Consider the following 25,067-nt stretch of genomic DNA (forward strand, 5'->3'; position numbering starts at 1 on the left):
GCCAGTTGCCCGCCATGCGCCGCGCCTGCGAAACTGCCAGCCCCTTTACTCGCATCGCCCAGGCCATGTCCGTAGCCTTGTTCACCTCACCCCATCTGGGCCTGGCCCTCAGGCGCTGGCGCCTGTTGCACCGGGTCAAGCAACAGCACGCCGCCGAGCTGTTCGGTGTGGCGCAGTCGAGCATTTCCCGTTGGGAAAACGGCCAGCAGGCCATGGAGCCGACAGAGCGTGCGCGCCTGGAGCAACTGCTGGCGGCCAATCTCAGCGCCGCCGCCGATCAGGCCCTGGCGCGGCTGGTGAACGACAGCCCGCGCGCCGTGCACCTGGTGTGCGACCTGACCCACCGCCTGCTGGCCTGTTCAGCGACCCGCGCCGGGCAGTTCGGCGTGCCCTTGAGTGAGCTGCTGGGCCAATCGCTGTGGGGCTTTTGCACCGAGGAAATCACCCGCAAGGAAGCCGCCCTGGATGACCTGGGCTGGCGCGAAGTGCTGGCGCCGCCGTCCGTGGAATTCTTCAGCGGCCACAACGATTCGGCCATCGTGCCCATCGCCCCCAGCCAGTGCCGCTGGACCCGCCTCAACCTGTCCGACGGCAACGCCGTGCGGCTGGTGGAAACCCTCTGAAGCGCCTGTCGAGGCCACGCCACGCATATTTTATCCGTGGACCGGGCTCCGGCCGCTGACTAGTCTGGTAAGCCATCGCCCGCCGCCCCACGGCGCGGGCCTCGTTCACTTGCAGCAGGCTTGTCCATGACCCCCGAACTTCTCAGCGGCCGCCTTGAATTCCTCCGTGAAGCGGAAAAACTCAAGGACGTGCTGCGCAGCGCCCACACCTCCAGCGGCCGCCAGGAAAGCACCGCCGAACACAGCTGGCGCCTGTGCCTGATGGCGTTGCTGTTCGAAGACCAACTGGGCGAACTGGACCTGCTGCGGGTGCTGAAGCTGTGCATCGTCCACGACCTGGGGGAGGCCATTCACGGCGACATCCCGGCGGTGGCCCAGGCCGGCCACCCGCACAAGAGCCAGCAGGAGCGCGAAGACCTGCAACTGCTCGCCCGAGCCCTGGACGCCCCGGCCCACCAACGCCTGCTGGACCTGTGGGATGAATACGAAGGCGCCGCCAGCGCCGAGGCGCAGACGGTCAAGGCCCTGGACAAGCTGGAAACCCTGCTGCAACACACCCAGGGCCAGAACCCGGCGGACTTCGACTACCGCTTCAACCTCGGCTACGGCCGCCGCTACACCGATGCCAGCCCGTTGTTCCAGGCCCTGCGCCAGCAGATCGACATCGACACCCAGCGTCGACTGAACGCCCAGGGCTAAGCCGCGGTTCAGGATGTGCGGTGTTTGCCTTATGCCGCGTTGAACAAGCCTGAGCATCGCTCGCCAGAGGATGAACAGGCTCCAGGGGGCAGGGCGCCCGCTGGGGGTCTGGCACCTGTCATGGTTTTTTTCTGCCAGGGTCATCAAGCGAAGCTATTTTTACCTTCGCTTGTCCTTCACTACGCTGTTCACACGGTTGTCCAACCCGGGGCCAACGTCGAGCGGCAGGTTTCCGATGACCGAAGGAGTGACCCATGTCCAATGAATCCAAGTGCCCGTTCAAACACACCGCCGGTGAAGGCACCAGCAACCGTGACTGGTGGCCCGGCCAACTGAACCTGAAGATCCTCCACCAGCACTCGCCGCTGTCCGACCCGATGCCTAAGGACTTCGACTACGCCGCCGAATTCAAGACCCTGGACCTGGCCGCGGTGAAGCGCGACCTGCTGGCCTTGATGACCGACTCCCAACCCTGGTGGCCGGCGGATTTTGGCCACTACGGCCCGCTGTTCATCCGCATGGCCTGGCACAGCGCCGGCACCTACCGCATCGCCGATGGCCGTGGCGGCGCCGGGGGCGGGCAGCAGCGCTTCGCCCCGCTCAACAGCTGGCCGGACAACGTCAGCCTGGACAAGGCGCGGCGGCTGATCTGGCCGATCAAGCAGAAATACGGGCGCAAGATCTCCTGGGCCGACCTGATCATCCTCACCGGCAACGTCGCCCTGGAATCCATGGGTTTTAAAACCTTCGGCTTTGCCGGTGGCCGCCAGGACGTCTGGGAGCCGGAAGACAACGTCTACTGGGGCAGCGAAACCACCTGGCTCGACGACCAGCGCTACAGCGGCGACCGCGAGCTGGAGAACCCCCTGGGGGCGGTGCAGATGGGCCTGATCTACGTCAATCCGGAAGGCCCCAACGGCAACCCCGACCCGCTGGCGGCGGCCCGGGACATCCGCGAAACCTTCGCCCGCATGGCCATGGACGACGAAGAAACCGTGGCCCTGATCGCCGGCGGCCACACCTTCGGCAAGACCCACGGCGCCGGCCCCGCGACCCACGTCGGCCCGGAACCGGAAGCCGCCGGCCTGGAAGAGCAGGGCCTGGGCTGGAAAAGCAGCTTCGGCACGGGCGTTGGTGGCGACGCCATCACCAGCGGCCTGGAAGTGATCTGGACCACCACCCCGACCCGCTGGAGCAACGACTTCTTCGACCACCTGTTCGGCTTCGAATGGGAACTGACCACCAGCCCCGCCGGCGCCCACCAATGGCGGCCCAAAGCCGGCGCCGGGGCCGACAGCGTGCCCGACCCCCACGACCCGAACAAACGCCGCACGCCGTCGATGCTCACCACCGACCTGTCGCTGCGCTTCGACCCAGCCTACGAGGCCATCTCTCGGCGCTTCCACCAGCACCCCGAGCAACTGGCCGAAGCCTTCTCCCGGGCCTGGTTCAAACTCACCCACCGCGACATGGGCCCGCGCGCCCGCTACCTGGGCCCGGAAGTGCCGGCCGAGGAACTGATCTGGCAAGACCCGATTCCGGCGCTGAACCACCCGCTGATCGACGCCCAGGACATCCAGCAGCTCAAGGGCCAGATCCTCAACTCCGGCCTGTCCGTGGCGCAACTGGTGTCCACCGCCTGGGCCTCGGCCTCGACCTTCCGCGGCTCGGACAAGCGCGGCGGCGCCAACGGCGCACGGATTCGCCTGGCCCCGCAGAAAGACTGGGAGGTCAACCAACCGCAGCAACTGGCCCAGGTGCTGCGCAGCCTGGAAGGGGTACAGAGCGCCTTCAACAGCGCGCAAAGCACTGGCAAGCGCGTGTCCCTGGCGGACCTGATCGTCCTCGGCGGTTGCGCGGCGGTGGAACTGGCGGCGAAAAATGCCGGCTACAGCATCACCGTGCCCTTCGCCCCGGGGCGCATGGACGCCAGCCAGGAACAGACCGACGTCGAATCCTTCGCCGTGCTGGAACCTGTGGCCGACGGTTTCCGCAACTACCTCAAGCCGGTTTCCGGCGTCAGCGCCGAAGCCCTGCTGGTGGACAGAGCACAACTGCTGACCCTGACCGCCCCGCAACTGACCGTGCTGCTGGGCGGCCTGCGGGTGCTGGGGGCCAACGTCGGGCAATCGCCCCACGGCGTATTCACCGCGCGCCCGGGCACCCTGAGCAACGACTTCTTCGTCAACCTGCTGGACATGGGCACCCAATGGAAACCCCAGTCCGAGGCCCGCGACCTGTACGAGGGCAGCGACCGCGCCAGCGGGCAATACAAATGGAGCGGTACTCGCGTGGACCTGTTGCTAGGCTCCAACTCGCAACTGCGGGCCCTGGCCGAGGTGTATGCAGCGGCGGATGCGGGGGAGAAGTTCGTGAAGGACTTTGTCGCGGCCTGGGACAAGGTGATGAACCTGGATCGGTTCGATCTGCGCTGAGAGGTTTGCAAACCGGGTAAAACGACAACGCCTCCCTAGGGAGGCGTTGTTGCAGAGCGCTCGCGGCACGAGCGCTGCAGATCAACGAGCGTCGCACCTGCAGCGCTCGCCCGACGCTTTACTGGGCCTTGAGGTACTCATTAAGAAACGCCTGGGCATCGCCATAGCTGGACAGGTTGCTGTCATAGCCCACCTTCAGCGGCTTGGCCTCACCCGGCAGATGCAGCTCGCCATAGCCTTCCTGAAGCAGCAGCACCACGAACTTCTGCCCGTCCACCTGAGTGAAGTAACGGGTGTCGCGGTCGGTTTGCTCCACGTTCATTTTCTGAATGCGCATGTTCCAGTCGTGGTCGGCGTCTTCCACCTGCACCAACGCCTGATTGGCGCTGCGCTCACCAATGCGCAAGGTCCAGACCTTCACCCCGTGCGGCCCGGTGTAGGCCAGGATCTTGTCCGCCACCTGTGGTCGTTCCTCAGCCTGGGCCAGCCCGGTTCCCAGTACCCACGCCATGACCCATGCGGCCGCCCAGCGGTAATAAAGCTGCATCCTTCTAGCTCCTGAACATGAAAAGGGGCGGTTATTGAAGCCGACCCGTGCGGCGCTGCCAAGCACCCAAGGCAGCAGGCGGGGTAAAAAAACCGGTGCACACGCTGGACTCACCCGCCACCGACCTGTCGCGAACAGCACACTCTTTGCGCCCTCGGCTAAATACAGGTCGCAAGCGTGGCAAGGCAAAACGTCGCCACCGGTAGTCTAAGAGCACCACCCGGGAGACTTTCAATGATTCGACGCGCTTGCTTGGCCGCTCTATTGACCATGACTGCCGCAACCGCCTTTGGCGGCCCGGGCTACGATCATCTCTATGCGTTCGGTGACAGCTACTCTGACAATGGCGCGGGTGAAACCTTCACCCGAACCATGGCCGCGCAGAAGGTCAAAGATGCACAGGAGCTGCCCGGTTCGTTGTATTGGCAGGGACGCTGGAGCAATGGTCCCACCGCGGTCGAACACTTGGCGCAGGCCTTGAAAATCCCATTGACCGACTACGCCATTGGCGGCGCCAAAAGCGGCAACGGCAACTACTACGCCTGGATGCAGCCCTCTCGCGACACCGGGGTTTTCGGGCAAATCGCCGATCACCTGAAGGCCGCTAAAACACACAAGGCGGATCCGGATGCGCTGTATTTCATTTTCATCTCAGCCAACGACTTTTTTGAATGGGCCGACTTCGCGCACCCAGAAACGATCGACGTGCTTGGCCAGAACAGCGTGGCGAACATACAGAAGAGCACCGAGACGCTGATCGCCGCAGGGGCGAAGCACCTGATGGTGGTGGGGACCACGGATTTGAGCCATGTGCCGGCTGTGGTGCAGGGCAATCAAGTCAAGAACGCAACGCAATACCAGCAGATACTCGAACAAAAACTGCCCGCCGTGCTGACAACACTGGCTAACGCCCATCACGTGAGTATTGGCTACTTCGACCATCTGGCCTTCAGCAACACGCTTCGCGCGGCACCCGAGGTGGCGGGCTTGAAGGATCTGGATACCCCGTGCCAAGCCACCTACCCGGACGTCAAACCCGTGTGTGCGGATCCGGATGCCCATTACTACTGGGATGAATGGCACCCGACCCGCAAAGTCCACAGCCTGGCCGCCGAGGCGATGCTTGAAACGCTGAAAGCGAGCCGTTGAGGTTTTCTATCCGTCCATAGCCGGTCAGCATTGCCCGGCTATCGAGCCCATGGACATGCGCGCCGGAACTGAAACTGCGCTGGCCCGGGTGGTTGCCGTGTTCGGTGCGGCGCAACCGCACTGTGCTTATCTGTTTGCTAACCGCCGCGCCAATCGCATGAAAGTGCTGGTGCATGATGGGTTTGGCATCTGGCTGGCTGCTCGCCGATTGAACCAAGGCAAGTTCCACTGGCCAGGCATTCGCCAAGGCCCTGAACTCGAGTTGAATACCGAGCAACTTCAGGCCTTGGTGTTGGGTTTACCCTGGCAACGCATGGGCAGTGGCGGTGCGCGTTCATCGACTTCTTACGGATCAACTCCGGGAAGCCAGGCAAGCGGCCAGTGTGTCGTTATTTGCAGCGGCAACGAAAGAGCGATGAATTGTGTCTCAATCCGCACGCGCCCCTGTGAGTCGGTGCGTTCCCCCAGAATTACCGGCAGCCTCCTGCAACGCGCGAGAGCATCAGCCACACTTATGTGCAGCAATTTAGCGATGACGCGCGCAGCATCTCGGATGCGATCAGCCGGACACGTATCCAGCTGAAGATCGTATTCGGGAAAAAAGTCGCGTGAAATGCCTGGCAACGGCTGTTGATCCACGCACCGATCACTGTAGAACTCGCCCCGATCTAGAAAGGCGTCTCGCTCGACGTAGTGTTCAAGCGCAGCGGCATAGTCCTCAAGTTGTGAGAGCGGCTGCTGACGCTTCTGTACGCTCAGTACATCTACAAAGTCGGCAGCTTCAAGGCAATACGAAAGGCCGTGCGCTACGGCAAAGGCCGGCATTTCCTCACCGTTCTCGCCGGGTACGCTATTCGATTCTTCCTCGGGCGAAGAAAGGTAAAAGCGAGCTTCGATCAGCGGTGCTCCGTCCTTGACATAGACCCATGAATAGCGGCTCCAGACATCGTTATTGCTATCACAGGTCGCCAGGGCTTCGATAACGTCACGAAGACTTAAAAGTAAAAGCATGTTAAAAATTCCCCCCACCCAATGCACCATATTCTACAGAGCCAATTGAGGTGTCCCACAGCTCTCTGAAGGTTGTTCATGCCTTGACAATGCCATCAGGATGGGACGGCCAGACGCATACTGTGCTTCTGCGCGACGCTGGCAATCGAAGCGCCGGGCTGGGCGCATTCTTGGCCAACCTGGGCCTTGAAGGATTAGGAATAGGAACGGCGTTGTGGCTGCATGGAAAGACCCGCTTAAAAGGCCAGAGAGGGTGTCCACTTAAATTGAGGTGTACACCATCGCCTTTGGCGTCGGGGTCTGGAAGGTGTGTTGTCCAGACGCTTACCGATAAAGTGACCCGCCTCAAAGCGCCTGACGCACAAGCTGCGCCTCTGCACATTCCAGCCCGCGATCGCGCCCCGATTCAAAGGCTGCATTTTCAGGACGAATACCCCATGAGCCAACTCACCGCACTGATCGCCCAAGCCCAAGCCGGGCTGTCGGTCCAGCAAAACATTCCCCAGGAACGCTGGGAGGCCATCGCCACCCAGTGCGGCGCGGCGGAAATCGCCGAGATCAAAACCCGCATCGCCTCACTCAAGGCAGACAGGGAAGCCGTCGAAGACTGGGACGGCGACACCCGCGATGACCTGTATTTCGCCATCGCCGACTTCACCCGACTGCTGGAACTGGCCAGCGCCCACGCACAAGGTGAATGAGCATGTCGGCTGACCGCACAACGGATTATTTCGAGAGCAGCGAAGGCGACGTGCGCCTATGGATAGAGCAGGGCAGTGCCATTCATCTCAAGGCCATCAGCCCGCACAACGACCCCGTGGAACTGACGGCAGAACAGGCCCTGGAACTGGCCCAGGCACTGCAACGTTTGGCCAGCCGCCTGGCCGACTGAATGAGCGCCACGCTGCGGCTGACGCACACCTCGCGCCCGAGCCCACTCAGACAAAATCCGCCGGTTCGAAGCGCTCGCTGGTGTCCATGCGGATAGCACGCAGGCCCAGCGTTTGCAGATGGGACTCATACAGCCCCAGGGCGCAATAGCTGACCAGCAAGCTGCGGCGGCGCGCACCACTGGGGTTCAGACTGGCCCCATGCACCAGATCAGCATCGAACAGCAGCACGTCCCCCGCATTCCCCGCCAGCTGCATCACACGGGATTCATCACTGAAATCAAAGGGCGCCAACCGCTCCCCGGGGCGATGACTGCCGGCCACGATACGCGTCGCGCCATTGGCCGGCCCATAGTCATCGAGATAGACCAGCGCCGTGACCCGGTCACCGAGGCGCTGCTCCGACAGATCCCGGTGCAATACCTGATGACCGCCCCCCGCCAACGGCTCGCGGCCCTCCACCTGAGCCAGAAAAAAGCCTTCCCCGATCAACTCCCCGGCCACCGCCAACAGCGCCGGCAAGCGACACACCGCCTGCACCCGTGCATCCAGATCCACCAGCGCATGACGCCAGTCCGGCCCCCGAGGCACCGGCCATTGCTCGGGCCCAATCACCCCCGCCTCGAACGTGGCCCGCAGCTCATCCAGCCAGTCGGCGGGCACCGCCTGACGCAGTAACAGGTAACCGTTTTGATGGAGCTGTTCGCGGTCGATCATGAGGGGGCAGATGTCCTTATCCGGGGTGGGGGAGAGCATAACGGCTCGCTAATCCGAACGACATAACCGGCTACGGTTTAGCGGTTGCCGGACCCTGAGCAGAGCGCCTAGTCTGCTGCGGTCGCTGCAAAATCAGCGACCGGGCCTGAGAACCCGATCAGATACAGGCACATTATTGATCAGGGAGCTTCAATCATGTCTGCCGGTAATCTGTGTGAAGTTTGCTGCTGTTCCTTTCGCCTTCCTCCGCTCAAAAGCCTCTGCTGCCAGACCCTGGCGGGAGGTGCACGATGAGCCATTCAAACTCGATCAAAACCCAAGGCTTTGTCACCTTTGGCCAATGTGCCGATCCTGAACTAACGTTGTTTCGCGTCAATGCGGATGTGCCTTTGCAGCAGGCGTTGGAGCAGGCTTCGACGCTGTTGTACTACGCCAAGAAACTTGCGCTGGATGCGGCCATGGAAGAGCAGGGGGAGCGGTATGCGTGGGCTGCGTACTTTTTGGCGGAGATGGGGAAGGCGGTGATTGATGATGTGGGGTTGGGGTTAGTGGCAGGAGGGATTTGGAGTTAAGGCAACATCGTATGGAGTAGATAGAGACGCCGCCTATTGCTGGTTAGTAAGCGGCGTCTGTCTGGTTTGAGAGGTAGCTTTCGGCCACGGGCAGATTATCTGCTCTATAAATAAATGCGTCCCCTTTTCGCTCCAAGGGTTGGGCGAATGGAATGGCGGTCGATGGCGCAGATGGTGAGTGCGGTAGCGATGATTTCAGATGGCCGTTATTGATGAGCGTCGCTACGCTTAACCGTATGTCACGGACTGACAACCAACCTAGACAGCAGCTAATAGTTCCCCCACAAAAAATCCACGCATGGAAAACCATATGTCAGAGCTTTCAGGAAACCCATCATCAAGAGCTATTGGAAGCGTTTACAAAGAGAATAAAAAGTTTGTTGTAGTTGGTTTGACTGGGAGAACTGGATCTGGCTGTTCTACATCAGCTGAAATTCTTTGTAGTGCCTTCATTGAACTCCCAGAGAATGCCTATTCTGGAATCTCAAATAATGAGCTCAGAAAACATAGAATAATAAAGAAATTTATTGAGCAGCGATGGCAGTCGTTTAAGTGTCTTCAGGTTAGAACCGTCATAACTAGATACATTCTTGCGCTAGGTTTTTTAGAGTTTTGTCGTTTTATTTCTGATGTAATGGCTAGGGATATACACACAGCCTCCGAAGCTATGAGGGACATAAAAGAAGAGTACGAAGACCTTCATATCGAAGTATCGGAGTATCTAAGGAGCCCTGAAAGCACACTTGACGAAATAGAGTCGAAGCAAGAGTTTGCATTCGAGCTTTACTTCAGAAAATTACCAATCTTCTCAAATAAAATAAGAGAGGCCCTAAAAAATATCTCGATAGATGCATACACAAAAATATACCAGAGTGCAGGTGACAACATTCGCGCGTCAGGGCAGGCGAATAGCTCTAAGTTTGATGACTCAAAAGTCTTTCACTTTCCAAGAACTATAAATAAAATAATAAAATCCGCACACCATGTGGCTCGAAAAAATAATGAGTCCTGCTTCATTGTGATTGATGCCATTAGGAACCCATACGAAGCAATATTTTTCAAAGAGCGTTACGCCGGTTTTTATCTGGTATCAATAAACACAGAAAATGAAAACAGGCTAGCCCATCTCCGCAGTACACATAAATTTTCTGAATCTCAAATAAAGGAGCTTGATGAAAAAGAGTATCCAAGTAAACTTGCTGGTTACAGTAAATTCATCTCCCAAAATATACAAAAATGTATAGAGATATCCGATATACATATACACAATCCAAGAAAAGAACAATTCAATAATGTTGAACTAAAATGTCAGCTTGCTTGGTATGTTTCTTTGATACAGCACCCTGGCTTGGTGATGCCAACATCTTTAGAAAGCTGCATGAAAATTGCTTACACAGTTAAGCAAAGCTCTGGCTGCATATCAAGACAGGTAGGGGCGGTTGTAACTGATGAGGAATTCTCTGTTAAGTCAGTTGGATGGAATAATTCGCCACAAGGGCAAGTACCGTGCCTTCTCAGAAGTGCCGAAGATTTACTGCTTGGTCAGGATAGTTATGCATACAGCGAGTATGAAAGAAATGATAGTAAATTCAGGGAGGTTTTACATGGGAAATTTGACAAGCTAAGAAAGTCACCACTACTGGAGGGACGCAATTTATCTTTTTGCTTTAAAGATATTCAAAATGAAATAGACGGCGAAAAAAATCAAGTTCACACTCGCTCGCTACATGCGGAAGAAAATGCATTCCTTCAGATTTCAAAACATGGCGGAATGAAGCTTAGGAATGGAGTGTTATTTACTACAGCAAGCCCATGCGAACTCTGTTCAAAGAAAGCCTACCAATTAGGAATCAGTAAGATTGTATTCATAGATCCATACCCTGGAATTGCAACCAGGCATACTCTATTGGTAGGGGGTAATAGTCCAGAATTACAACTCTATAGGGGGGCGGTTGGTAGGGCATATCACCAGCTTTACCAGCCGATAATGCCCTACAAGGATGAGCTTGAAACACTGTTGTCAATTCCCGGCAACGCAAACAAAAAAGCTATTCGGGCCAAGATGCTGGAAAAAGAAAACTTAGAGTTGCGAGAGGAGCTCGAGAGGCTAAGAGTCAAACTAGATAGCCTTAGTAAATAAAAAGCCTTCTGTAATCGGGGGTGAGGTGAGAGGTGCGAACCGGTAGATAGCAGTAAAGGCCGAAAAAGGGTGATTAATAATCTATGCGGTCCGCTCCTGGCGACACCCGCTGGTGGCGATTTCCTGGCGGAGATGGGCAAGGCGGTGATTGATGATGTGTGTTTTTTGGCGGGGAAGAGGGGCTGACGAAGGGGCTCTGAGTTAGGGATAGACCGTACTAAGTAGACAGAAACGCTGCTTATTTTTGGTTGATAAGCGGAGTTTTTTCATTTGAGGAGGTAGCTTTCGGCTAGAAGCGGTGATCGGCGCTACAAAATCCACGCTGACTCACGCAAGAAGACGAAGGTCGATGGCGAGAGCGAATAGAACTGATGGCTTGGTAGGAGCGCTTCTGCGTAAGATCAAGCTTCTAGGTAGACGGAGTAGCTTGTAATGAAATCATTGAGGCGACACCGCGACCGCCTACCTGTTCTGGGTTGTTGGCCACAGCCGTGGTTTAAAGATGAATCCGTCTGGCATATGTTCGAGTTACAACTGAAGCCAGATGGAAATGTTGATTGGTATCTTCGTCGTGATGATGTAGCCCATGGCGGCTATGGCTTGATTGTCTATCAAGATTATGACGTTGCTGTAGCGGAGGCCAAGTCCACAAATCTCCTGCTTAAGCATGCTGTAAGCAATCTTGCCTTACCGTTTGAACAGGCCGAGTCGATACGTTTGAAAGTGCAGAAGGCGCTGACAGCTGAGGAGCGGTTGATTGGTGAGGAAAGGCTCATGTTGATGGAAGCTATGAAGCGACATGCGGCGGACCCTCGGCCTCGACTAGAAGACTTGACCGTCTTCAATGGTAACGACGTCCTACAGGCAGAACTGCATAAACGCCTACTGCAGTACCCCTATGTGCAGCTAGTTTTCTTGGCGCGTTATGGCGCGCTTCTTGAGCGCGAAGGGCGCTTCACCTGGCGCAACATCGGAGCTAATAGTCTCAGGGTGGCCCGCTATGCTTACCGCGAAAAAATCGCGCGAGGATTTGGGATGAGTGGTACTGACCACTGGGGCCAAACCAAAGCTGCAATTCGCGATGCACTTCTTCCTCGCGCAAACAAGTTACTACAACTTGCCAGCGTGAAGCTATTACTCGCAGATGCGTTGTATCGAGGGCAACGGGTCTTGATCTTGGGTAACTTTGTATTCTGGTATGAGAATGGCGTTGTTCCGCAATGGGTAGTTAAGCAAGTAGGTGTTTCCGGCAAGTCGGAGACTGGAGAAACGGTATGGTTTGAAGGTACGATTTTATCCAAGAACCATGGCCGAATCGTTGTGTTGCCTTACATTAAAGCGAACGGCGAACGAGTGCAGGGACACACCAAAAATGCACCTAATGATGGCAGCGCTCTACCACGCCACCGAAATGACTACGTCGAACTTCCATTTGAGGTTCTGAATGGGGATTTGATGTACAGTCTGTTTGGTGAATTGAAGTACGAATAATAAATCGCCAAGGAAGATGATGTGGCAAAGATAATTATTAGTAAATTACGACATATTAATAGTCTTGAATTTGATATTCCCGGCGCTGGAGTTTGGTTGCTGACAGGTACCAATGGTACTGGCAAGTCATCTGTCCTTGGCTGCCTACGCCGAATTGGATATAAGAATGCTTTTCCTGTCCACTTCCCTGCGTCGCGGAAGTCTGATCGACTCGACTCCAATGAGGGTGCCTCAATTTGTTACAAAACCAGTAATGGTGAAGTTACATATACGTACGCTACCGAGCGATGGGCGCCAACCCCCAAAAGTGCCAGTAAAATTTTGGAGGGACTAGGCTATCCCGAAACTATTTATGTGGCTGCTGATGCAGATCGCATTGAACCTCGTAAAGAGGATTTTTCACCAAACAAAGTTCGCCCTGCTCAGCAAGATATTATTGAGGCTGCTAATAAAATATTCGGGACACAGAAGTTTCACGCTCTAAAAACGATCAATGTTCGAACGGGTATTGGTTCTCAAGCATTTGTTGTAGAGCTACCGGTTCATGGGAAACAAGCTAAGAGCTATTACTCGGAAAAAAATCTGAGCCTTGGCGAGCTTTGTATTCTAAAGCTCCTACGCAAGCTTTCGTCATGCAAGCGTGGGGCATTGATTTTAATTGATGAAATAGAGTTGGCATTGCACCCAACTGCACAGGCGGAGTTGCTTGAGTATCTAAAAGAAATTGCTATGGAGAAATCATTGACTGTGGTGGTATCCACACACTCTGCAACTTTAATAAAGCAAGCTGATCGGGGCAGTATTCTATATTTGCAATCGGATGAGCAGGGTAACGTAATCTGCGCTAAAAATTGCTTCTCTTCCTATGTGTTGGGTGCGCTTGCATATCAAGAGGAGTCAGCGTCTGACGTTCTAATATATGTTGAAGATGAAGCTGCCCGAACAATTCTCGAACAATTTGTTCGGAAGTTTCTAACGAGCGCAATTTCCCAACAGCACCTGATTCCAAGTGTCACTGTAATTGCGGTGGGAGGTTTCGTTGAAGTATTGAGGTTCTATATTCGACAGAGGGCAATGCTACCATCAATCACTCGGGCTTACGTGATGCTTGATGCCGACGCGGAGTATGAACTTGAGAATGCTACGAAGCTCGATCTGATTAGCATTTACAGAGACGAAAGGCAGAGAATATCCTTTCTTCCGTTCACACCGGAGGAAGAAGCCGCTAAATATATTTTTATGAATAGAGTAGCTTTAGAGGCTCAGATTCGTTTGCACTTCGGACTCAACGGCGTGCATCTTCGAACTCGCGATGTTCGACAACCTCCTCAGCAGGGAACCCCAGGGTCAAGGAATACTTGCAAGGACATAGTTAACGAAGTTTGTAATGCTCTTATGGTTCAGATCCCGAACGCTACATTCATGAACGTGAAAGAAGTAGTGCTGAAGATTTTTGCTGAAAATTACTTTGTAGCTAATCGGCAGGCAGTTATGCAGTTGCTTGGGTCAATAATTCGAGGTTAGTGTTTCGGCAGTAAACCAACAGGGTGGTTCATGCTGCTCTGTTGGGTTTATATCTGCGTCTGTAATTCGTTGTAAAGAGGGGGAGTTGTTTTCTCTGCTCTAAATAGATTGCTTTTTATAGGTTGCAGACCGCTATCAACGGTAGTCAACGGTTAAAATTAGGCTGTGGAGGTGCTGCCACTTGCTCTTGATGCTCTAGGCGGGGCTTAAAAATTGCATATTGTTTTTTATACGGTTTCAGTGGTCTAGCTTATGTTTTGCTCGTATTCATCGTTGTAGTGTGCATATTCTGAGCATCTATCGCAGAGCGTTCCACTCTCTGTTTCGTAACCTTCAAGTATTTGATGGCAACCTACGCATCTTGGTGGTTGATAGCTGTAGCCGCATAGATGGCAGTGGCCCTCGGTTAAGTCAAACATCGACGTTCCACTGTTGCCACAATCTGTAATCACCTCCTCATTGCTGAAAGGGTCTTCCTTTGATAAGCGTAGTTGCTCAGTCATCGACTCAATAAACGGATCAGTTTGGTTGAAGGCAATACAATTGTAATGGCGCCCCCAATTGCATGTTGTCACGGTTTGGCTCTAATAATGAGGATCCACAAGTGCGGCATACGCAAGCTTTGAACAGTTTCCGTGTATGCTTCATAACATCTAGTTTTGCCCACTGGTACTGTATCTCATTTAGGTTGCTAGCGAAAAAAACTCATGGTTTTTGAGCATCACCTCCCATGTATTAACTAACAGGGGCGCAGGGTTCTCTGAAAGCTCGTGTGTGATGAAGTCTCTCAGAGGTGGAAATAGGTCAAGAAAAAATTATTAATTTCTTTCAGTGGATGTTTTGGGTGGAGATGTTCTAGATCGTTTCGACAAGTTTGTAAGGTGTTAACCGCTTTTCAGTCTGTCCGAACTCCCAAGCCTTCAAAGTAAAGTTGAATATCTGTCACGTCGATTGTCTTGTTTTGTTCAAGTTCAAGGCGCCACTCAATGTTGGTGTCATCCTTTAGGCACGGTTTGAGCTTCCTGGGTTTATAGATTAGGTTCGTTGCGTGCTCGGGGGAGTCAGCCAAAGTTGAAAACTTGTACTTAAATAATAGAAGTGCACCAGCGAACAAATTGCGAGCTGCAGATACTGCTCGGAGCGGGTTTTCTCTTTCTCCCTGAGTAAGTTGATAGTGTTCAATGCCTAATTGAATTGAGATTACGGCGTTTTCTAACACGTTCATCTTGTCTAGCGTTGGTACGATCTTACCTGACATTTCGTTCCCGCTCCCTGAGCGCCTGAGGCGCGATTAAGCCAACAAGACTCCTTAATTAAAAAATACCCCGTTCAGTAGTTTCCCCTCAAAACGTCGGCGGTGTAATCACCCACAACACCACCGCATCCTCCTCCCCAGGATTCCCATACTTATGCGGTTCCTGGCTGGAAAAGCTAAAACTATCCCCCTCACTCAGCTGAAAATACCGTTCCCCCACCCACAGCTCAAAACTCCCTGACAGCACATACCCGGCTTCTTCCCCCTCATGGCTGTAACTCTCCTTGCTGTAGGTCCCCGGCGGAAACCGTGAGTGCAGAAACTCCAGCTGCCGGGTCGGTTGTGGGGTTAGCAGCTGATCGATAATCCCGTTCTCATAATTCACCTGCAGCCGCTGTTTCTTGCGCACTACATAGCCCTGATCCTCGGGCGCGGTCTGGGTTTCGCTGGCGAAGAACCATTGGATGGTCACGCCCAGGCTGCGGGCAATGTTGAACAGGGCGGGGATGGAGGGGTAGGCGAGGTTGCGTTCCAGTTGGCTGATGTAGCCGGCTGTGAGTTCGCTCTGCTGGGCCAGTTCGCTCAGGGTCAGGCCGCGGCGTTTGCGCAGGCCGCGGATGCGGGTGCCAAGAAACTGTGGGCCGCCAGGGGCCTGGTTGTCGGTGCCGGGCTCCGCTGCGGGAGGGCGGCTCGCGGGCGGCGTCTTGCTGCTGGGGTTCATGGCGGGCTCCGGACCAAGAGAACGGGCGCATCCGCAGGCTGTGTGAAAACTACTGCGTTTGGCAATACTGCGTTAAAAACAGGCTCGGAATGCTCATTTACAGCCAGTAAAGTCGAACGCGACCCCGGCCGTTCCTCGCCTGTTTTTGCCTTGTCTTGCCTTCACTCGTGACGTTTTCACACAGCCTGCTCGGGCACCCGTCCTGCAAAAGGCCTGGAGTATAAAGCAGCCTCAAAGCGCCCAGGCGACTTTCAAGCCTTCATGGATGGCTTCTTCGACGGTGCGCGGTGCCAGGCAGTCGCCGATGCGTTGGAAGGGCACCAGGCCTTTGAGTTGCTGGCCGAGATCGTCCACGGATTGGTGGCCTTGGCACAGGACGAGGCTGTCGACGTTTTCCAGCAGCATGGGTTCGCCGCTGGCGGTGTGTTGCAGGTACACGGTGCTGTCGTCGCAGCCGTAGAGTCGGGCGTAGGGGATGATCGGGACCGCCAGTTTGTGCAGTTCGCCGGCCATCTGGTCGCGCACGTACAGCGGCAGGCTTTCGCCGCAGTGGGTGCCGTTGACCGCCAGTTGCACCTGGTGCCCGGCGCGTACCAGGCGCTCGGCGATGCCGGGGCCGATCCAGTCGCAGCGCCAGTCGGCCACCACGACGCTGCGGCCCAGTTGCACTTCGTCGCGCAGTACTTGCCAGGCGTCCACCACTTGCAGGTCGCCGCCGCGTTCGAAGTTCGGCCAGTAGGGTTGGGCGCCGGTGGCGATGATCACGTGGTCGGGTTTTTCCCGTTCGATCAGGGCGCGGTCGACTCGGGTGTTGCGCACCACTTCCACACCGGCCAGTTGCATTTCCCGTTGCAGGTTGGTGCTGGCGCCGCCGAATTCGCTGCGTCGGGGCAGCAGTTGCGCCAGTTGGACCTGGCCGCCCAGTTGCGCGCTGGCTTCGTAGAGGGTCACGCGGTGGCCGCGTTGCGCGGCGACGGCGGCGGCTTTCATCCCGGCCGGGCCGCCGCCCACCACCAGGATGCGTTTGCCGCGGGCGCTGGGCTTGGGCTGGCCGTAGAGTAGTTCGCGGCCGGTTTCCGGGTGCTGGATGCAGGAGATCGGCAGGCCCTTGTGGAAGTGGCCGATGCACGCCTGATTGCAGGCGATGCAGGCGCGTACGTCTTCGGCGTGGCCGCTGTCGCTCTTGTTGGGCATTTGCGGGTCGCAGATCAGCGCGCGGGTCATGCCGCAGACGTCGGCCTGGCCCTTGGCGATGATCGCCTCGGCTTCCTGGGGCTGGTTGATGCGCCCGGTGACGAACAGCGGGATCGACAGCTTGGCCTTGAAGGTGCCGGCTTCCCGGGCCAGATAAGCCGCTTCCACCGCCATGGGCGGGACGATGTGCACGGCGCCGCCGAGGGAGGCGGAGGTGCCGGCGACGATGTGCACGTAGTCCAGTTGCCCTTGCAGCAATTGCACGGCGGCCAGGGATTCGTCTTCGGTGAGGCCTTCGGGGTCGCGTTCATCGGCGGAAATGCGCAGGCCGATGATGAAGTCGGCATCGGTGCTGGCGCGCATGGCGTCGAGGATTTCCCGGATAAAGCGCAGGCGCTGTTCCAGTTCGCCGTTGTAGCCATCGGTGCGGCGGTTGACCCGCGGGTTGATGAACTGCGCCGGCAGGTAGCCGTGGCTGGCCACCAGTTCCACGCCGTCCAGCCCGGCCTGATGCAGGCGCCGGGCGGCGTCGGCGTAGCCCTGGATGATCTCGTCGATCATGTCCTGGTCCAGGGCCCGGGGCATGACCCGGAAGCGTTCGTTGGGCACCGCCGAGGGCGCATAGGCCACGGCCAGCAGGCCGTCGGCGGACTCCATGATTTCCCGCCCCGGGTGGAAGATCTGCGACAGCACCACGGTGCCGTGGGCGTGGCAGGTTTCGGCCAGGCGCCGGTAGCCGTCGATGCAGGCGTCGTCGGTGGCCATCAGCACGTGGCTGGTGTAGCGCGCACTGTCGTGGACCCCGGCCACCTGCAGCACGATCAGGCCGACGCCGCCTTCGGCCCGGGCGCGGTGGTAGGCAATCAGCTGTTCGTTGACCAGGTTGTCGGTGGGCATCGAGGTGTCGTGGCCGCTGGACATGATGCGGTTCTTCAGGCGTTTGCCACGGATCTGCAAGGGTGCGAACAGGTGCGGGAAGGCGCTGGTCATTGCGGTGACTCCAGGCGGGCCAAGGGCAGGGGAGCACAGCCTTGGCGTTGTTATTGTTGGCCTATCAAAATTTACCGCCAGTAAAAAATCAACTTGTTTTTTTACTAAGGCTTGCAGTAGCTTCGACCTGCGCCCGCTTTTGGCGCGAACCTCACAACAATAAAAAAGGGCCGTGCCGGCGCCTGCCGGTGTGGCACCGCGACGAGGATTCACAGATGAAAGCGCTCACCCGCAAGCACGGTTGTTCTTTCCTGGCCCTGAGCCTGGCCTTGGGTCTGACCCTGGGCCAGCCGCTGATTCAGAACAAGGCCCAGGCAGCCCCCGACATGGTGGTCGTGGCGTACGGCGGAGCCGGACAAAAAGCCCAGGACGTGGCGTTGTTCCAACCCTTCAGCAAGGCCGATGGCAGCAAGCTGATCCAGAGCGAATACAACGGCGAAATGGCCCGGATCAAGGTCATGGTCGACACCGGCAACGTCGATTGGGACCTGGTGCAGATCGAAGGCCCGGACCTGATGCGCGGCTGCGAGGAGGGCATGTACGAGCCCCTGGACTGGAAGACTCTGGGCCGTGCCGAGCAGCTGATTCCAGATGCCGCCCAGCCCTGCGGCTCGGCGGTGCTGGTGTGGAGCGTGGCCATTGCCTACGACCGCAACAAGCTGGCCAAGGCCCCGGCGTCCTGGGCGGATTTCTGGGACGTCAAGCAGTTCCCCGGCAAGCGCGGCCTGCGCAAGCGCGCGGTGTACAACCTGGAATTCGCCCTGATGGCCGACGGGGTCAAGGTCGAGGACGTGTACAAGGTCCTGGCCACGCCCCAAGGGGTGGAACGGGCCTTCGCCAAGCTGACCGAGCTCAAGCCCTACATCCAGTGGTGGGAAGCCGGGGCCCAGCCGGGGCAGTGGCTGGCCGCCGGTGATGTGGTGATGACCTCCAGCTACAGCGGGCGTATCGCCGTGGCGGCCCAGGGCGGTGCCTCCCAGGCGGTGGTCTGGCCCGGCAGCCTGTATGGCATGGATTACTGGGCGATCATCAAGGGCTCGAAACACGTGGATCAGGCCAAGCGTTTCATCGCCTTTGCCAACCGCCCCGAGGTCCAGGTCGACTACGTCAAGCAGATCCCCTATGGCCCGACCAACACCCTGGCCGCGGCCAAGCTCGACCCGGCCCTGGCGCAGTGGGTGCCGACCTCGGAACAGAACCTCAAGGACGCCCTGGCGATGAACGTGGAGTTCTGGGTCGATCATGGCGAAGAGCTGGAGGAGCGCTTCAACGCCTGGGCCAGCAAGTAAGCGCAACGGGCTGGACGCCTGCGGGCGTCCGGTCCTATTGTTTGCCGGCTCTTTTTACCGACCCTGTTTGCCCGACCACCTGCCTGGAGGACTCCAACAATGAACAATATCGCTCCCAGCCCCCACGCCCTGACCGAGCGCAGCGCCACTGAACAGCGCCTGCGCGAAGAGCTGGCGGCCTGCTACCGGCTGATCGCGCACTTTCGCATGACCGACCTGATCTTTACCCATATCTCGGTGCGCCTGCCTGGGCCCGAGCATCATTTCCTGATCAACCCCTACGGCCTGATGTTCGAGGAAATCACCGCCTCCAACCTGGTGAAGATCGACCTCAATGGCGAGGCCGTGGAGCCGTCGCCGTACCCAGTGAACCCGGCGGGTTTTGTGATCCACAGCGCGATTCATGGCGCCCGGGAAGACGCCCAGTGCGTGCTGCACACCCACACCAAGGCCGGTTGCGCGGTGGCGGCGCTCAAGTGCGGCTTGCTGCCGGTGAACCAGATTTCCATGGAGTTCTATTGCCGCGTGGCCTACCACGATTACGAAGGCGTGGCCCTGGACCTGGGCGAGCAGCAACGGCTGGTGGCTGACCTGGGCGACAAGAGCGTGCTGATGCTGCGCAACCATGGCTTGCTCACCGTGGGCGAAACCGTGAGCCAGGCGTTTTTGCGCATGTACTACCTGGAGAAAGCCTGCGAGATCCAACTGGCGGCCCAGGCGGCGGGGGAGATCGTCCTGCCACCGGACGCGGTCTGTGCCCACACCGAACGCCAGTTCAACGACCCGGGTCGGCCACTGCAGGAAGGCGAACTCAACGACCCGGACGCCATGCAACTGGCCTGGGCAGCGTTGCTGCGCCTGCTGGAGCGCATCGCCCCCGACTACCGCGCCTGACCCCCCCGTGGGTTCGTATCTGCCTGTAGCCGCTGCTGAGCCCTGGCGAAGCTGCGAAAAGGCCCGCAGGGCCTTGCTTGACGATCTCCAGCCGAACCTGTGGCGCCCGCAGGATCTTTGCGTCCCTACGACGGAATGCCGCCCAACTCGTTCGCAGCCTGCGGCAGCGGCCACAGGAAGCGGTGCGGCTTGGGCGGCCACACAAACGCTGGATCGCCACGAAAGGCCTGTTGTACAGTCGTTCAGTTTCAATTTCCCGCCACCGTCCAAGGAACCCGCCCCATGAGCCAGGAAGCGCGCTTTTCCCGTCTGGAACCCGACCTGCGCAAGGCCGAGCTGATCGAGGCGACCCTGACCTGTCTCAAGCGTCACGGCTTTCAGGGGGCGTCGATCCGCAAGATCTCCGCCGAGGCCGGGGTGTCGGTGGGGCTGATCAGCCATCACTACGCCGGCAAGGACGAGTTGGTGGCGCAGGCGTATCGGGCGGTCACCGGACGGGTCATGAGTCTGCTGCGCGAGGCGATGGAGCAGGCCGCGCCCGATCCGCGGCAACGGTTGTCGGCGTTCTTTCGCGCCTCGTTCTGCGCCGAACTGCTGGACCCCAAGCTGCTGGACGCCTGGCTGGCGTTCTGGGGCGCGGTAAAGACCGCCGAGGCGATCAATCTGGCCCATGAACATTCCTACGGCGAATACCGCAACGAGCTGGCCAGCCTGCTGACCCGCTTGGCCGGGGAGCAGGGCTGGGCGCAGTTCGACGCCGATCTGGCGGCCATCAGCCTCAGCGCCTTGCTCGACGGCCTGTGGCTGGAGTCCGGGCTCAACCCCGGGACCTTCAGCCCGCAGCAAGGCGTGCAGATCTGTGAAGCCTGGGTCGAGGGCTTGCTGGCCAGCCAGGGGCGCGGCTTCATCAGGCCGACATAGGGCTATTGATCGGTTGTTCAGTAATGGTTAGCGTGCGCAAGGCTTGATCTCCAATAAAAATAATCAGGAAACAGGCGATGACTCCTCGGGTTTTGATCGTCGACGACGATCCGCTGATTCGCGAACTGCTTCAGGCTTATCTCTCCCAGGAAGGCTACGACGTGCATTGCGCCGCCACCGCGGAGCAGGCGGAGAGCTTTCTTGGCCAGCACACGGTGGACCTGCTGATGCTGGACATCCGCCTGCCGGGCAAGGATGGCCTGACCCTGACCCGGGAACTGCGGGTGCGCTCGGAGGTGGGGATCATCCTGATCACCGGGCGCAACGACGACATCGACCGCATCGTCGGCCTGGAATGTGGTGCCGACGACTACGTGATCAAACCCCTCAATCCGCGCGAGCTGGTGTCCCGAGCCAAGAATCTGGTGCGTCGGGTGCGTCATGCGCGCCAGCCGCAACCCCAGGCGTCGAGCCCGAGCCCGGTCAAGCAGTTCGCCGACTGGGCCCTGGACACCGACCGCCGTCGGCTGATCGATGCCGGGGGCGCTGAAACCCTGCTGACCCATGGCGAGTACCAACTGCTCAGCGTGTTCCTGCGCAACAGCGGCCACACCCTGAGCCGCGACCAGTTGATGGACCAGATCCGCAACCGTGAATGGGTGCCCAGCGACCGTTCCATCGACGTGCTGGTGGGCCGCCTGCGACGCAAGCTGCACGACGACCCGGCCGAGCCGGAGCTGATCATCACCATCCACGGTGCCGGTTACCTGTTCACCGCCAGCGTGGCCGCCTGAATTGCTGCGCCGCGCAGTGGGCCTGTGCCTGAGCCTGTGCTTGATCCTCCTGGCCGGCCCGACGTTCGCTGAACCCCGGCCCGTGCTGCGTTATTGCGACTACCCGGTGTACCCGCCGATTTCCTGGAGCGACGGCCAGCAAGTGCGCGGGCTGGCGCCGACCCTGGTGCGCCAGGTGCTGGGGGACCTGGGTTATCAGGTGCAGGTGGTGGTGCTGGGCAACTGGAAGCGCTGCCTGCTGGACGCCGCCGCAGGCCGGGTGGATGTGGTGCTGGCCTACAGCACCAGCCAGCGCCAGCAGGACCTGCTGTTTTCCCGGGTGCCGGTGCTGCGCGAAGAAGTCGCGCTGTTCGTCAACCGTCGCCATCTGCCGCGTTTTACGCACTTGCAGGACTTGCGGGGCTATCGCGGCGGCCTGCTGTTCGGCGAGAGCTACGGCCAGGATTTCGACCGCGAAGTGGTGCAGCACGGCAACATCGAATGGGTCTCCAGCAGTCAGCAGAACTTCGGCAAGCTGATCCGCCAGCGCATCGATTTCATCCCCCATGAACGCCGCACCGGGCAGCTGTTTATCGAGCAGTTGCCGGGGGCCGAAGACATCATCGCCTTGCCCCAGGCGGTGAGCGTCGACTACCTGCGCCTGGCGGTGTCGCGCCACTCGCCCCTGGCGCCGCGCATGGCCGAGATCGACGCGCAGTTGCAGCGCCAGGTGGACAGCGGCGCGGTGCAGCGCTGGCTGGCGCAAAGCCAGGACGACTACCGCGCCATGCTCAAGGCGCAACGGGAGACAGCGCCATGATCGCCCTGCGTTCCGCCGGCCTGTTGCGTCGCCTGCTGCTGTTTATCCTGCTGTTCAGCCTGTGCTTCACCGTGCTCGCCAGCAGCGTGCAGCTGTACTTCGAATACCGCCGGGAAATGCGCGAGATCGACAGCCGCATGGAGCTGATCCGCGCCGGTTACCTGGGCAGCCTGGAACGCAACCTGTGGGACCTCAACCAGGAGCAACTGACCGTGCAGTTGCAGGGGCTGGTGGACTTTTCCGACGTGGCCCGGGTGCACCTGATCAGCAACGATTTCGACTTGCAGCAGGGCAGCGCCGAGCTGATCGGGCCGTTGCGGGTGGAGCGTTTTCCCTTGAGCTATCAACCGCCATCCGGACCCTTGCGCCAGTTGGGCGAGTTGCAGGTCAGCACCGATCTGGGGGCAGTGTATCGGCGCCTGTACGCCACCGGGCTGGCCAGCCTGTTGTGGATGAGCGTGTTTCTCTGCGGGTTGGCGGTGGCCTTGTCCGGGCTGTTCTACCGTCTGGTGACCCGCCACCTGCAAGTGATGGCCGACTTCGCCCGGCGTGTGGCCGCCGGCGAGCTGCACGAGCCCCTGCGCCTGGACAAGCGCCAGCGCCCCGGCGGCGACGAGATCGACACCGTGGCCCGGGCCCTGGACGACATGCGCCGGGCAGTGCTCGACGACGTGCAGCGCCGCGAAGCCGACCGATTGGCCTTGCAGGACAAGCGCGACGAATTGCAGAAAATGGTCCAGCGCCGCACCGCCAGCCTGATGCACGCCAAGGACGAGGCCGAAGCCGCCAACCTCGCCAAGTCGCGCTTTCTGGCGACCATGAGCCATGAACTGCGCACCCCGTTGAACGGCATCCTCGGCATGGCCGAACTGCTGCGCCAGGCGCCCCTGGACCAGCAGGACCGTCAGCGTTTGCAGGCCTTGCATCAAGCCGGGGAGGGCTTGCTGAGCATCCTCAATGAAGTACTGTCCTTTGCCCGGTTGGAGGAGGGCGAAAGCCGCCCGGAAGTGCGGGACTTCTCCCTGCGTCAGTTGCTGGAAGAAGTCACCACCTTGTTGCAGCCCCGGGCCGAGGCCAACCGCACCCGCCTGGAATTGCACATCGACGAACAACTGGCGCCGCGTCAGCAGGGCGCCGAGCAGTACCTGCGCCAGGTGCTGAGCAACCTGCTGGCCAACGCCATTCGTTTTACCGAAGACGGCTGGGTGCGGGTCGAAGTGCAAGTGCTCGGCAGCACCGCCGAGGGCCAGCGCCTGCGCTGCTGCGTGCGCGACAACGGCATCGGCGTTGCTGCGTCGATGCGCGAGAAGATCTTCGAGCGTTTCGTCCAGGCCAGTGACGAGGTGACCCGGCGCTATGGCGGCACCGGCCTGGGATTGGCCATCTGCAAGCACCTGCTGCAGCAACTGGACGGACACATCGGCGTGGACAGCGAGCTGGGGCAGGGCAGTTGTTTCTGGTTCGAGCTGCTGCTGGGAATTGCTCAAGAGCCCTTGCCGGCGCCCGCGCTTCAGCTGCCGACGCAGGCTTTGAAAATCCTGGTGGTGGAAGACGTGGCCCTGAATCGCGAAGTGGCCAGCGGACTGCTTGAGCGTGACGGCCATCAGGTGTGGCTGGCGCAAGACGGTGAAAGCGCCCTGGCCCTGTGTCAGCAGCAAGCCTTTGACCTGTTGCTGCTGGATGTGCACTTGCCGGGCATCAGCGGAGTCGAGCTGTGCCGCGAGATCCGCCAGCGTCCCGGGCCCAACCGGCAGGTGCGCATTGTCGCCCTGACCGCCAGCGTCCAGCCGTCCGTGGTGCGCGGTTATCTGCAGGCCGGGATGCAAGGCATTCTTGGCAAGCCGTTGCAGTTGGAGAGCCTGCGGCAGGTGTTGGCTGGGCAGGTGCAGATGCCGCAGGCCGACACAGAGGAGGGCTTGCTCGACCAGGGCTTGCTGGACACCCATCGCAGCCTGTTGGGCGAGCAGAAATTACACAGCCTGCTTCAAGTCCTGGCCGATGCCCTGGATCAGCAACTGCCCCTGCTGACTGATGCCCTGGCCGCCGAAGACTGCACCGAAGTCCAGCACCTGGCCCATCGCCTGGCGGGCAGCGCCGATTCCCTGGGCTTCTGCGCCCTGGCCCGGGTGCTGCGGGAAGTGGAGGAGGCGGCGCAGCAGACGGATCGCCCGGCGCTGACGGCCCTGGCGGCGCGCCTGCATCCGTCCTGGCAGCAGTCCCGCACCTTGCTGCACCAGCTGTTGGCGGCCTGACGTACAAAATCCTTACGACTTTTTACATCTTCGATCCTGGCGTTCAATCCGAACTTACATGGCTTTCCAATAATCGCTTGAGCCGCGCCCGCCGCGGTCTTCGAAGCTTATTGGAGATAATAATAATGAACTGCCTGCAAGCTGCTTCCGCCTTCCGCCA

General features: G+C 58.8%; 22 protein-coding genes and 1 pseudogene. 17 read left to right on the forward strand and 6 right to left on the reverse strand.

What is annotated here, in order from left to right; all coding sequences use genetic code 11:
• Positions 1 to 65 precede the first annotated feature (65 nt).
• From WIN67_RS13945 to katG, 3 genes are all read left to right on the forward strand, one after another.
• Entirely contained in the window at positions 66 to 623 is a 558-nt protein-coding gene (locus WIN67_RS13945; protein ID WP_273906644.1) for a helix-turn-helix domain-containing protein, read from the forward strand.
• Positions 624 to 749: 126 nt separating this feature from the next.
• Positions 750 to 1,322: an HD domain-containing protein gene (locus WIN67_RS13950; RefSeq protein WP_170004256.1), complete on the forward strand. Its 573-nt coding sequence runs from the start codon at positions 750 to 752 to the stop codon at positions 1,320 to 1,322.
• Positions 1,323 to 1,576: 254 nt separating this feature from the next.
• Complete coding sequence (katG, locus tag WIN67_RS13955; RefSeq protein ID WP_339071494.1) at positions 1,577 to 3,757, forward strand: catalase/peroxidase HPI; 2,181 nt, start codon at positions 1,577 to 1,579, stop codon at positions 3,755 to 3,757.
• Between the two features lie 118 nt (positions 3,758 to 3,875).
• On the opposite strand, the gene WIN67_RS13960 is transcribed toward katG, so the two are convergent.
• Positions 3,876 to 4,304: a hypothetical protein gene (locus tag WIN67_RS13960; RefSeq protein ID WP_102879695.1), complete on the reverse strand. Its 429-nt coding sequence runs from the start codon at positions 4,302 to 4,304 to the stop codon at positions 3,876 to 3,878.
• 234 nt (positions 4,305 to 4,538) lie between these two features.
• Here WIN67_RS13960 and WIN67_RS13965 point away from each other — a divergent pair, with 234 nt between their 5' ends.
• Together WIN67_RS13965 and tnpB are read left to right on the forward strand one after the other, a co-directional pair.
• The gene (locus WIN67_RS13965; protein WP_253085709.1) at positions 4,539 to 5,453 is read left to right on the forward strand and encodes an SGNH/GDSL hydrolase family protein; all 915 of its coding nucleotides are present in this window, start codon (positions 4,539 to 4,541) and stop codon (positions 5,451 to 5,453) included.
• Positions 5,454 to 5,502: 49 nt separating this feature from the next.
• Positions 5,503 to 5,757: pseudogene (gene tnpB / locus WIN67_RS13970) on the forward strand (IS66 family insertion sequence element accessory protein TnpB); the annotation flags it as partial.
• A 41-nt stretch (positions 5,758 to 5,798) separates the two neighbouring features.
• Here the strand turns inward: tnpB and WIN67_RS13975 are convergent.
• Positions 5,799 to 6,464 carry a DUF7716 domain-containing protein gene (locus tag WIN67_RS13975; protein WP_339071749.1) on the reverse strand — a complete coding sequence of 222 codons (666 nt, stop codon included), beginning with the start codon at positions 6,462 to 6,464 and terminating at the stop codon, positions 5,799 to 5,801.
• 437 nt (positions 6,465 to 6,901) lie between these two features.
• On the opposite strand from WIN67_RS13975, the gene WIN67_RS13980 reads away from it, so the two are divergent.
• Positions 6,902 to 7,165 (forward strand): hypothetical protein, encoded by a 264-nt coding sequence (locus tag WIN67_RS13980; RefSeq protein WP_072442108.1) that lies wholly within the window; start codon positions 6,902 to 6,904, stop codon positions 7,163 to 7,165.
• 2 nt (positions 7,166 to 7,167) lie between these two features.
• Positions 7,168 to 7,356: a DUF6360 family protein gene (locus tag WIN67_RS13985; protein ID WP_339071495.1), complete on the forward strand. Its 189-nt coding sequence runs from the start codon at positions 7,168 to 7,170 to the stop codon at positions 7,354 to 7,356.
• 46 nt (positions 7,357 to 7,402) lie between these two features.
• On the opposite strand, the gene WIN67_RS13990 is transcribed toward WIN67_RS13985, so the two are convergent.
• On the reverse strand, positions 7,403 to 8,071 hold the full coding sequence (locus WIN67_RS13990; RefSeq protein WP_339071709.1) for a phytanoyl-CoA dioxygenase family protein: 669 nt from the start codon (positions 8,069 to 8,071) through the stop codon (positions 7,403 to 7,405).
• Positions 8,072 to 8,361: 290 nt separating this feature from the next.
• Here WIN67_RS13990 and WIN67_RS13995 point away from each other — a divergent pair, with 290 nt between their 5' ends.
• The 4 genes from WIN67_RS13995 (at position 8,362) to WIN67_RS14010 (ending at position 13,798) form a co-directional block, all read left to right on the forward strand.
• On the forward strand, positions 8,362 to 8,643 hold the full coding sequence (locus WIN67_RS13995; RefSeq protein WP_339071496.1) for a DUF3077 domain-containing protein: 282 nt from the start codon (positions 8,362 to 8,364) through the stop codon (positions 8,641 to 8,643).
• A gap of 310 nt (positions 8,644 to 8,953) precedes the next feature.
• On the forward strand, positions 8,954 to 10,783 hold the full coding sequence (locus WIN67_RS14000) for a hypothetical protein (RefSeq protein ID WP_339071497.1): 1,830 nt from the start codon (positions 8,954 to 8,956) through the stop codon (positions 10,781 to 10,783).
• 432 nt (positions 10,784 to 11,215) lie between these two features.
• The gene (locus WIN67_RS14005; RefSeq protein WP_339071498.1) at positions 11,216 to 12,274 is read left to right on the forward strand and encodes a hypothetical protein; all 1,059 of its coding nucleotides are present in this window, start codon (positions 11,216 to 11,218) and stop codon (positions 12,272 to 12,274) included.
• 21 nt (positions 12,275 to 12,295) lie between these two features.
• Positions 12,296 to 13,798, forward strand: coding sequence for an ATP-dependent nuclease (locus WIN67_RS14010; RefSeq protein WP_339071499.1), 1,503 nt, complete (start codon positions 12,296 to 12,298; stop codon positions 13,796 to 13,798).
• 895 nt (positions 13,799 to 14,693) lie between these two features.
• Here the strand turns inward: WIN67_RS14010 and WIN67_RS14015 are convergent.
• From WIN67_RS14015 to WIN67_RS14025, 3 genes are all read right to left on the reverse strand, one after another.
• Complete coding sequence (locus WIN67_RS14015; RefSeq protein WP_339071500.1) at positions 14,694 to 15,056, reverse strand: hypothetical protein; 363 nt, start codon at positions 15,054 to 15,056, stop codon at positions 14,694 to 14,696.
• Positions 15,057 to 15,141: 85 nt separating this feature from the next.
• Positions 15,142 to 15,774 carry a cupin domain-containing protein gene (locus WIN67_RS14020; protein ID WP_047304621.1) on the reverse strand — a complete coding sequence of 211 codons (633 nt, stop codon included), beginning with the start codon at positions 15,772 to 15,774 and terminating at the stop codon, positions 15,142 to 15,144.
• A gap of 231 nt (positions 15,775 to 16,005) precedes the next feature.
• Positions 16,006 to 17,958 (reverse strand): FAD-dependent oxidoreductase, encoded by a 1,953-nt coding sequence (locus WIN67_RS14025; RefSeq protein WP_339071501.1) that lies wholly within the window; start codon positions 17,956 to 17,958, stop codon positions 16,006 to 16,008.
• Positions 17,959 to 18,173: 215 nt separating this feature from the next.
• On the opposite strand from WIN67_RS14025, the gene WIN67_RS14030 reads away from it, so the two are divergent.
• The 6 genes from WIN67_RS14030 to WIN67_RS14055 all read left to right on the forward strand — a co-directional run bounded on the left by WIN67_RS14030 (position 18,174) and on the right by WIN67_RS14055 (position 24,907).
• Entirely contained in the window at positions 18,174 to 19,247 is a 1,074-nt protein-coding gene (locus WIN67_RS14030; protein WP_339071502.1) for an ABC transporter substrate-binding protein, read from the forward strand.
• A 99-nt stretch (positions 19,248 to 19,346) separates the two neighbouring features.
• A complete protein-coding gene (locus tag WIN67_RS14035) occupies positions 19,347 to 20,141 on the forward strand; it encodes a class II aldolase/adducin family protein (protein ID WP_339071503.1) in 795 nt (264 codons plus the stop codon).
• A 282-nt stretch (positions 20,142 to 20,423) separates the two neighbouring features.
• Positions 20,424 to 21,062, forward strand: a complete 639-nt coding sequence (locus WIN67_RS14040) for a TetR family transcriptional regulator C-terminal domain-containing protein (RefSeq protein WP_339071504.1) — start codon at positions 20,424 to 20,426, stop codon at positions 21,060 to 21,062.
• Positions 21,063 to 21,139: 77 nt separating this feature from the next.
• The gene (locus WIN67_RS14045; protein ID WP_047304616.1) at positions 21,140 to 21,856 is read left to right on the forward strand and encodes a response regulator; all 717 of its coding nucleotides are present in this window, start codon (positions 21,140 to 21,142) and stop codon (positions 21,854 to 21,856) included.
• A gap of 1 nt (position 21,857) precedes the next feature.
• Positions 21,858 to 22,655: a substrate-binding periplasmic protein gene (locus WIN67_RS14050; RefSeq protein WP_339071505.1), complete on the forward strand. Its 798-nt coding sequence runs from the start codon at positions 21,858 to 21,860 to the stop codon at positions 22,653 to 22,655.
• On the forward strand, positions 22,652 to 24,907 hold the full coding sequence (locus WIN67_RS14055) for an ATP-binding protein (protein ID WP_339071506.1): 2,256 nt from the start codon (positions 22,652 to 22,654) through the stop codon (positions 24,905 to 24,907). Before WIN67_RS14050 ends, WIN67_RS14055 begins: the two co-directional genes overlap by 4 nt.
• The last annotated feature ends 160 nt before the right edge of the window (positions 24,908 to 25,067 follow it).

The organism is Pseudomonas idahonensis (genome assembly GCF_037903935.1).
Lineage (GTDB): Bacteria > Pseudomonadota > Gammaproteobacteria > Pseudomonadales > Pseudomonadaceae > Aquipseudomonas > Aquipseudomonas danubii.

Coding starts and splice junctions, on each gene's coding strand:
- WIN67_RS13975 (WP_339071749.1), bottom strand. CDS start 6,464: ATGCTTTTACTTTTAAGTCTTCGTGACGTTATCGAAGCCCTGGCGACC.
- WIN67_RS13990 (WP_339071709.1), bottom strand. CDS start 8,071: ATGATCGACCGCGAACAGCTCCATCAAAACGGTTACCTGTTACTGCGT.
- WIN67_RS14045 (WP_047304616.1), top strand. CDS start 21,140: ATGACTCCTCGGGTTTTGATCGTCGACGACGATCCGCTGATTCGCGAA.
- WIN67_RS14040 (WP_339071504.1), top strand. CDS start 20,424: ATGAGCCAGGAAGCGCGCTTTTCCCGTCTGGAACCCGACCTGCGCAAG.
- WIN67_RS14025 (WP_339071501.1), bottom strand. CDS start 17,958: ATGACCAGCGCCTTCCCGCACCTGTTCGCACCCTTGCAGATCCGTGGC.
- WIN67_RS14055 (WP_339071506.1), top strand. CDS start 22,652: ATGATCGCCCTGCGTTCCGCCGGCCTGTTGCGTCGCCTGCTGCTGTTT.
- WIN67_RS13945 (WP_273906644.1), top strand. CDS start 66: ATGTCCGTAGCCTTGTTCACCTCACCCCATCTGGGCCTGGCCCTCAGG.
- WIN67_RS14000 (WP_339071497.1), top strand. CDS start 8,954: ATGTCAGAGCTTTCAGGAAACCCATCATCAAGAGCTATTGGAAGCGTT.
- WIN67_RS13960 (WP_102879695.1), bottom strand. CDS start 4,304: ATGCAGCTTTATTACCGCTGGGCGGCCGCATGGGTCATGGCGTGGGTA.
- WIN67_RS14035 (WP_339071503.1), top strand. CDS start 19,347: ATGAACAATATCGCTCCCAGCCCCCACGCCCTGACCGAGCGCAGCGCC.
- WIN67_RS14015 (WP_339071500.1), bottom strand. CDS start 15,056: ATGTCAGGTAAGATCGTACCAACGCTAGACAAGATGAACGTGTTAGAA.
- WIN67_RS13980 (WP_072442108.1), top strand. CDS start 6,902: ATGAGCCAACTCACCGCACTGATCGCCCAAGCCCAAGCCGGGCTGTCG.
- WIN67_RS13965 (WP_253085709.1), top strand. CDS start 4,539: ATGATTCGACGCGCTTGCTTGGCCGCTCTATTGACCATGACTGCCGCA.
- WIN67_RS13985 (WP_339071495.1), top strand. CDS start 7,168: ATGTCGGCTGACCGCACAACGGATTATTTCGAGAGCAGCGAAGGCGAC.
- WIN67_RS13950 (WP_170004256.1), top strand. CDS start 750: ATGACCCCCGAACTTCTCAGCGGCCGCCTTGAATTCCTCCGTGAAGCG.
- katG (WP_339071494.1), top strand. CDS start 1,577: ATGTCCAATGAATCCAAGTGCCCGTTCAAACACACCGCCGGTGAAGGC.
- WIN67_RS14020 (WP_047304621.1), bottom strand. CDS start 15,774: ATGAACCCCAGCAGCAAGACGCCGCCCGCGAGCCGCCCTCCCGCAGCG.
- WIN67_RS13995 (WP_339071496.1), top strand. CDS start 8,362: ATGAGCCATTCAAACTCGATCAAAACCCAAGGCTTTGTCACCTTTGGC.
- WIN67_RS14030 (WP_339071502.1), top strand. CDS start 18,174: ATGAAAGCGCTCACCCGCAAGCACGGTTGTTCTTTCCTGGCCCTGAGC.
- WIN67_RS14005 (WP_339071498.1), top strand. CDS start 11,216: ATGAAATCATTGAGGCGACACCGCGACCGCCTACCTGTTCTGGGTTGT.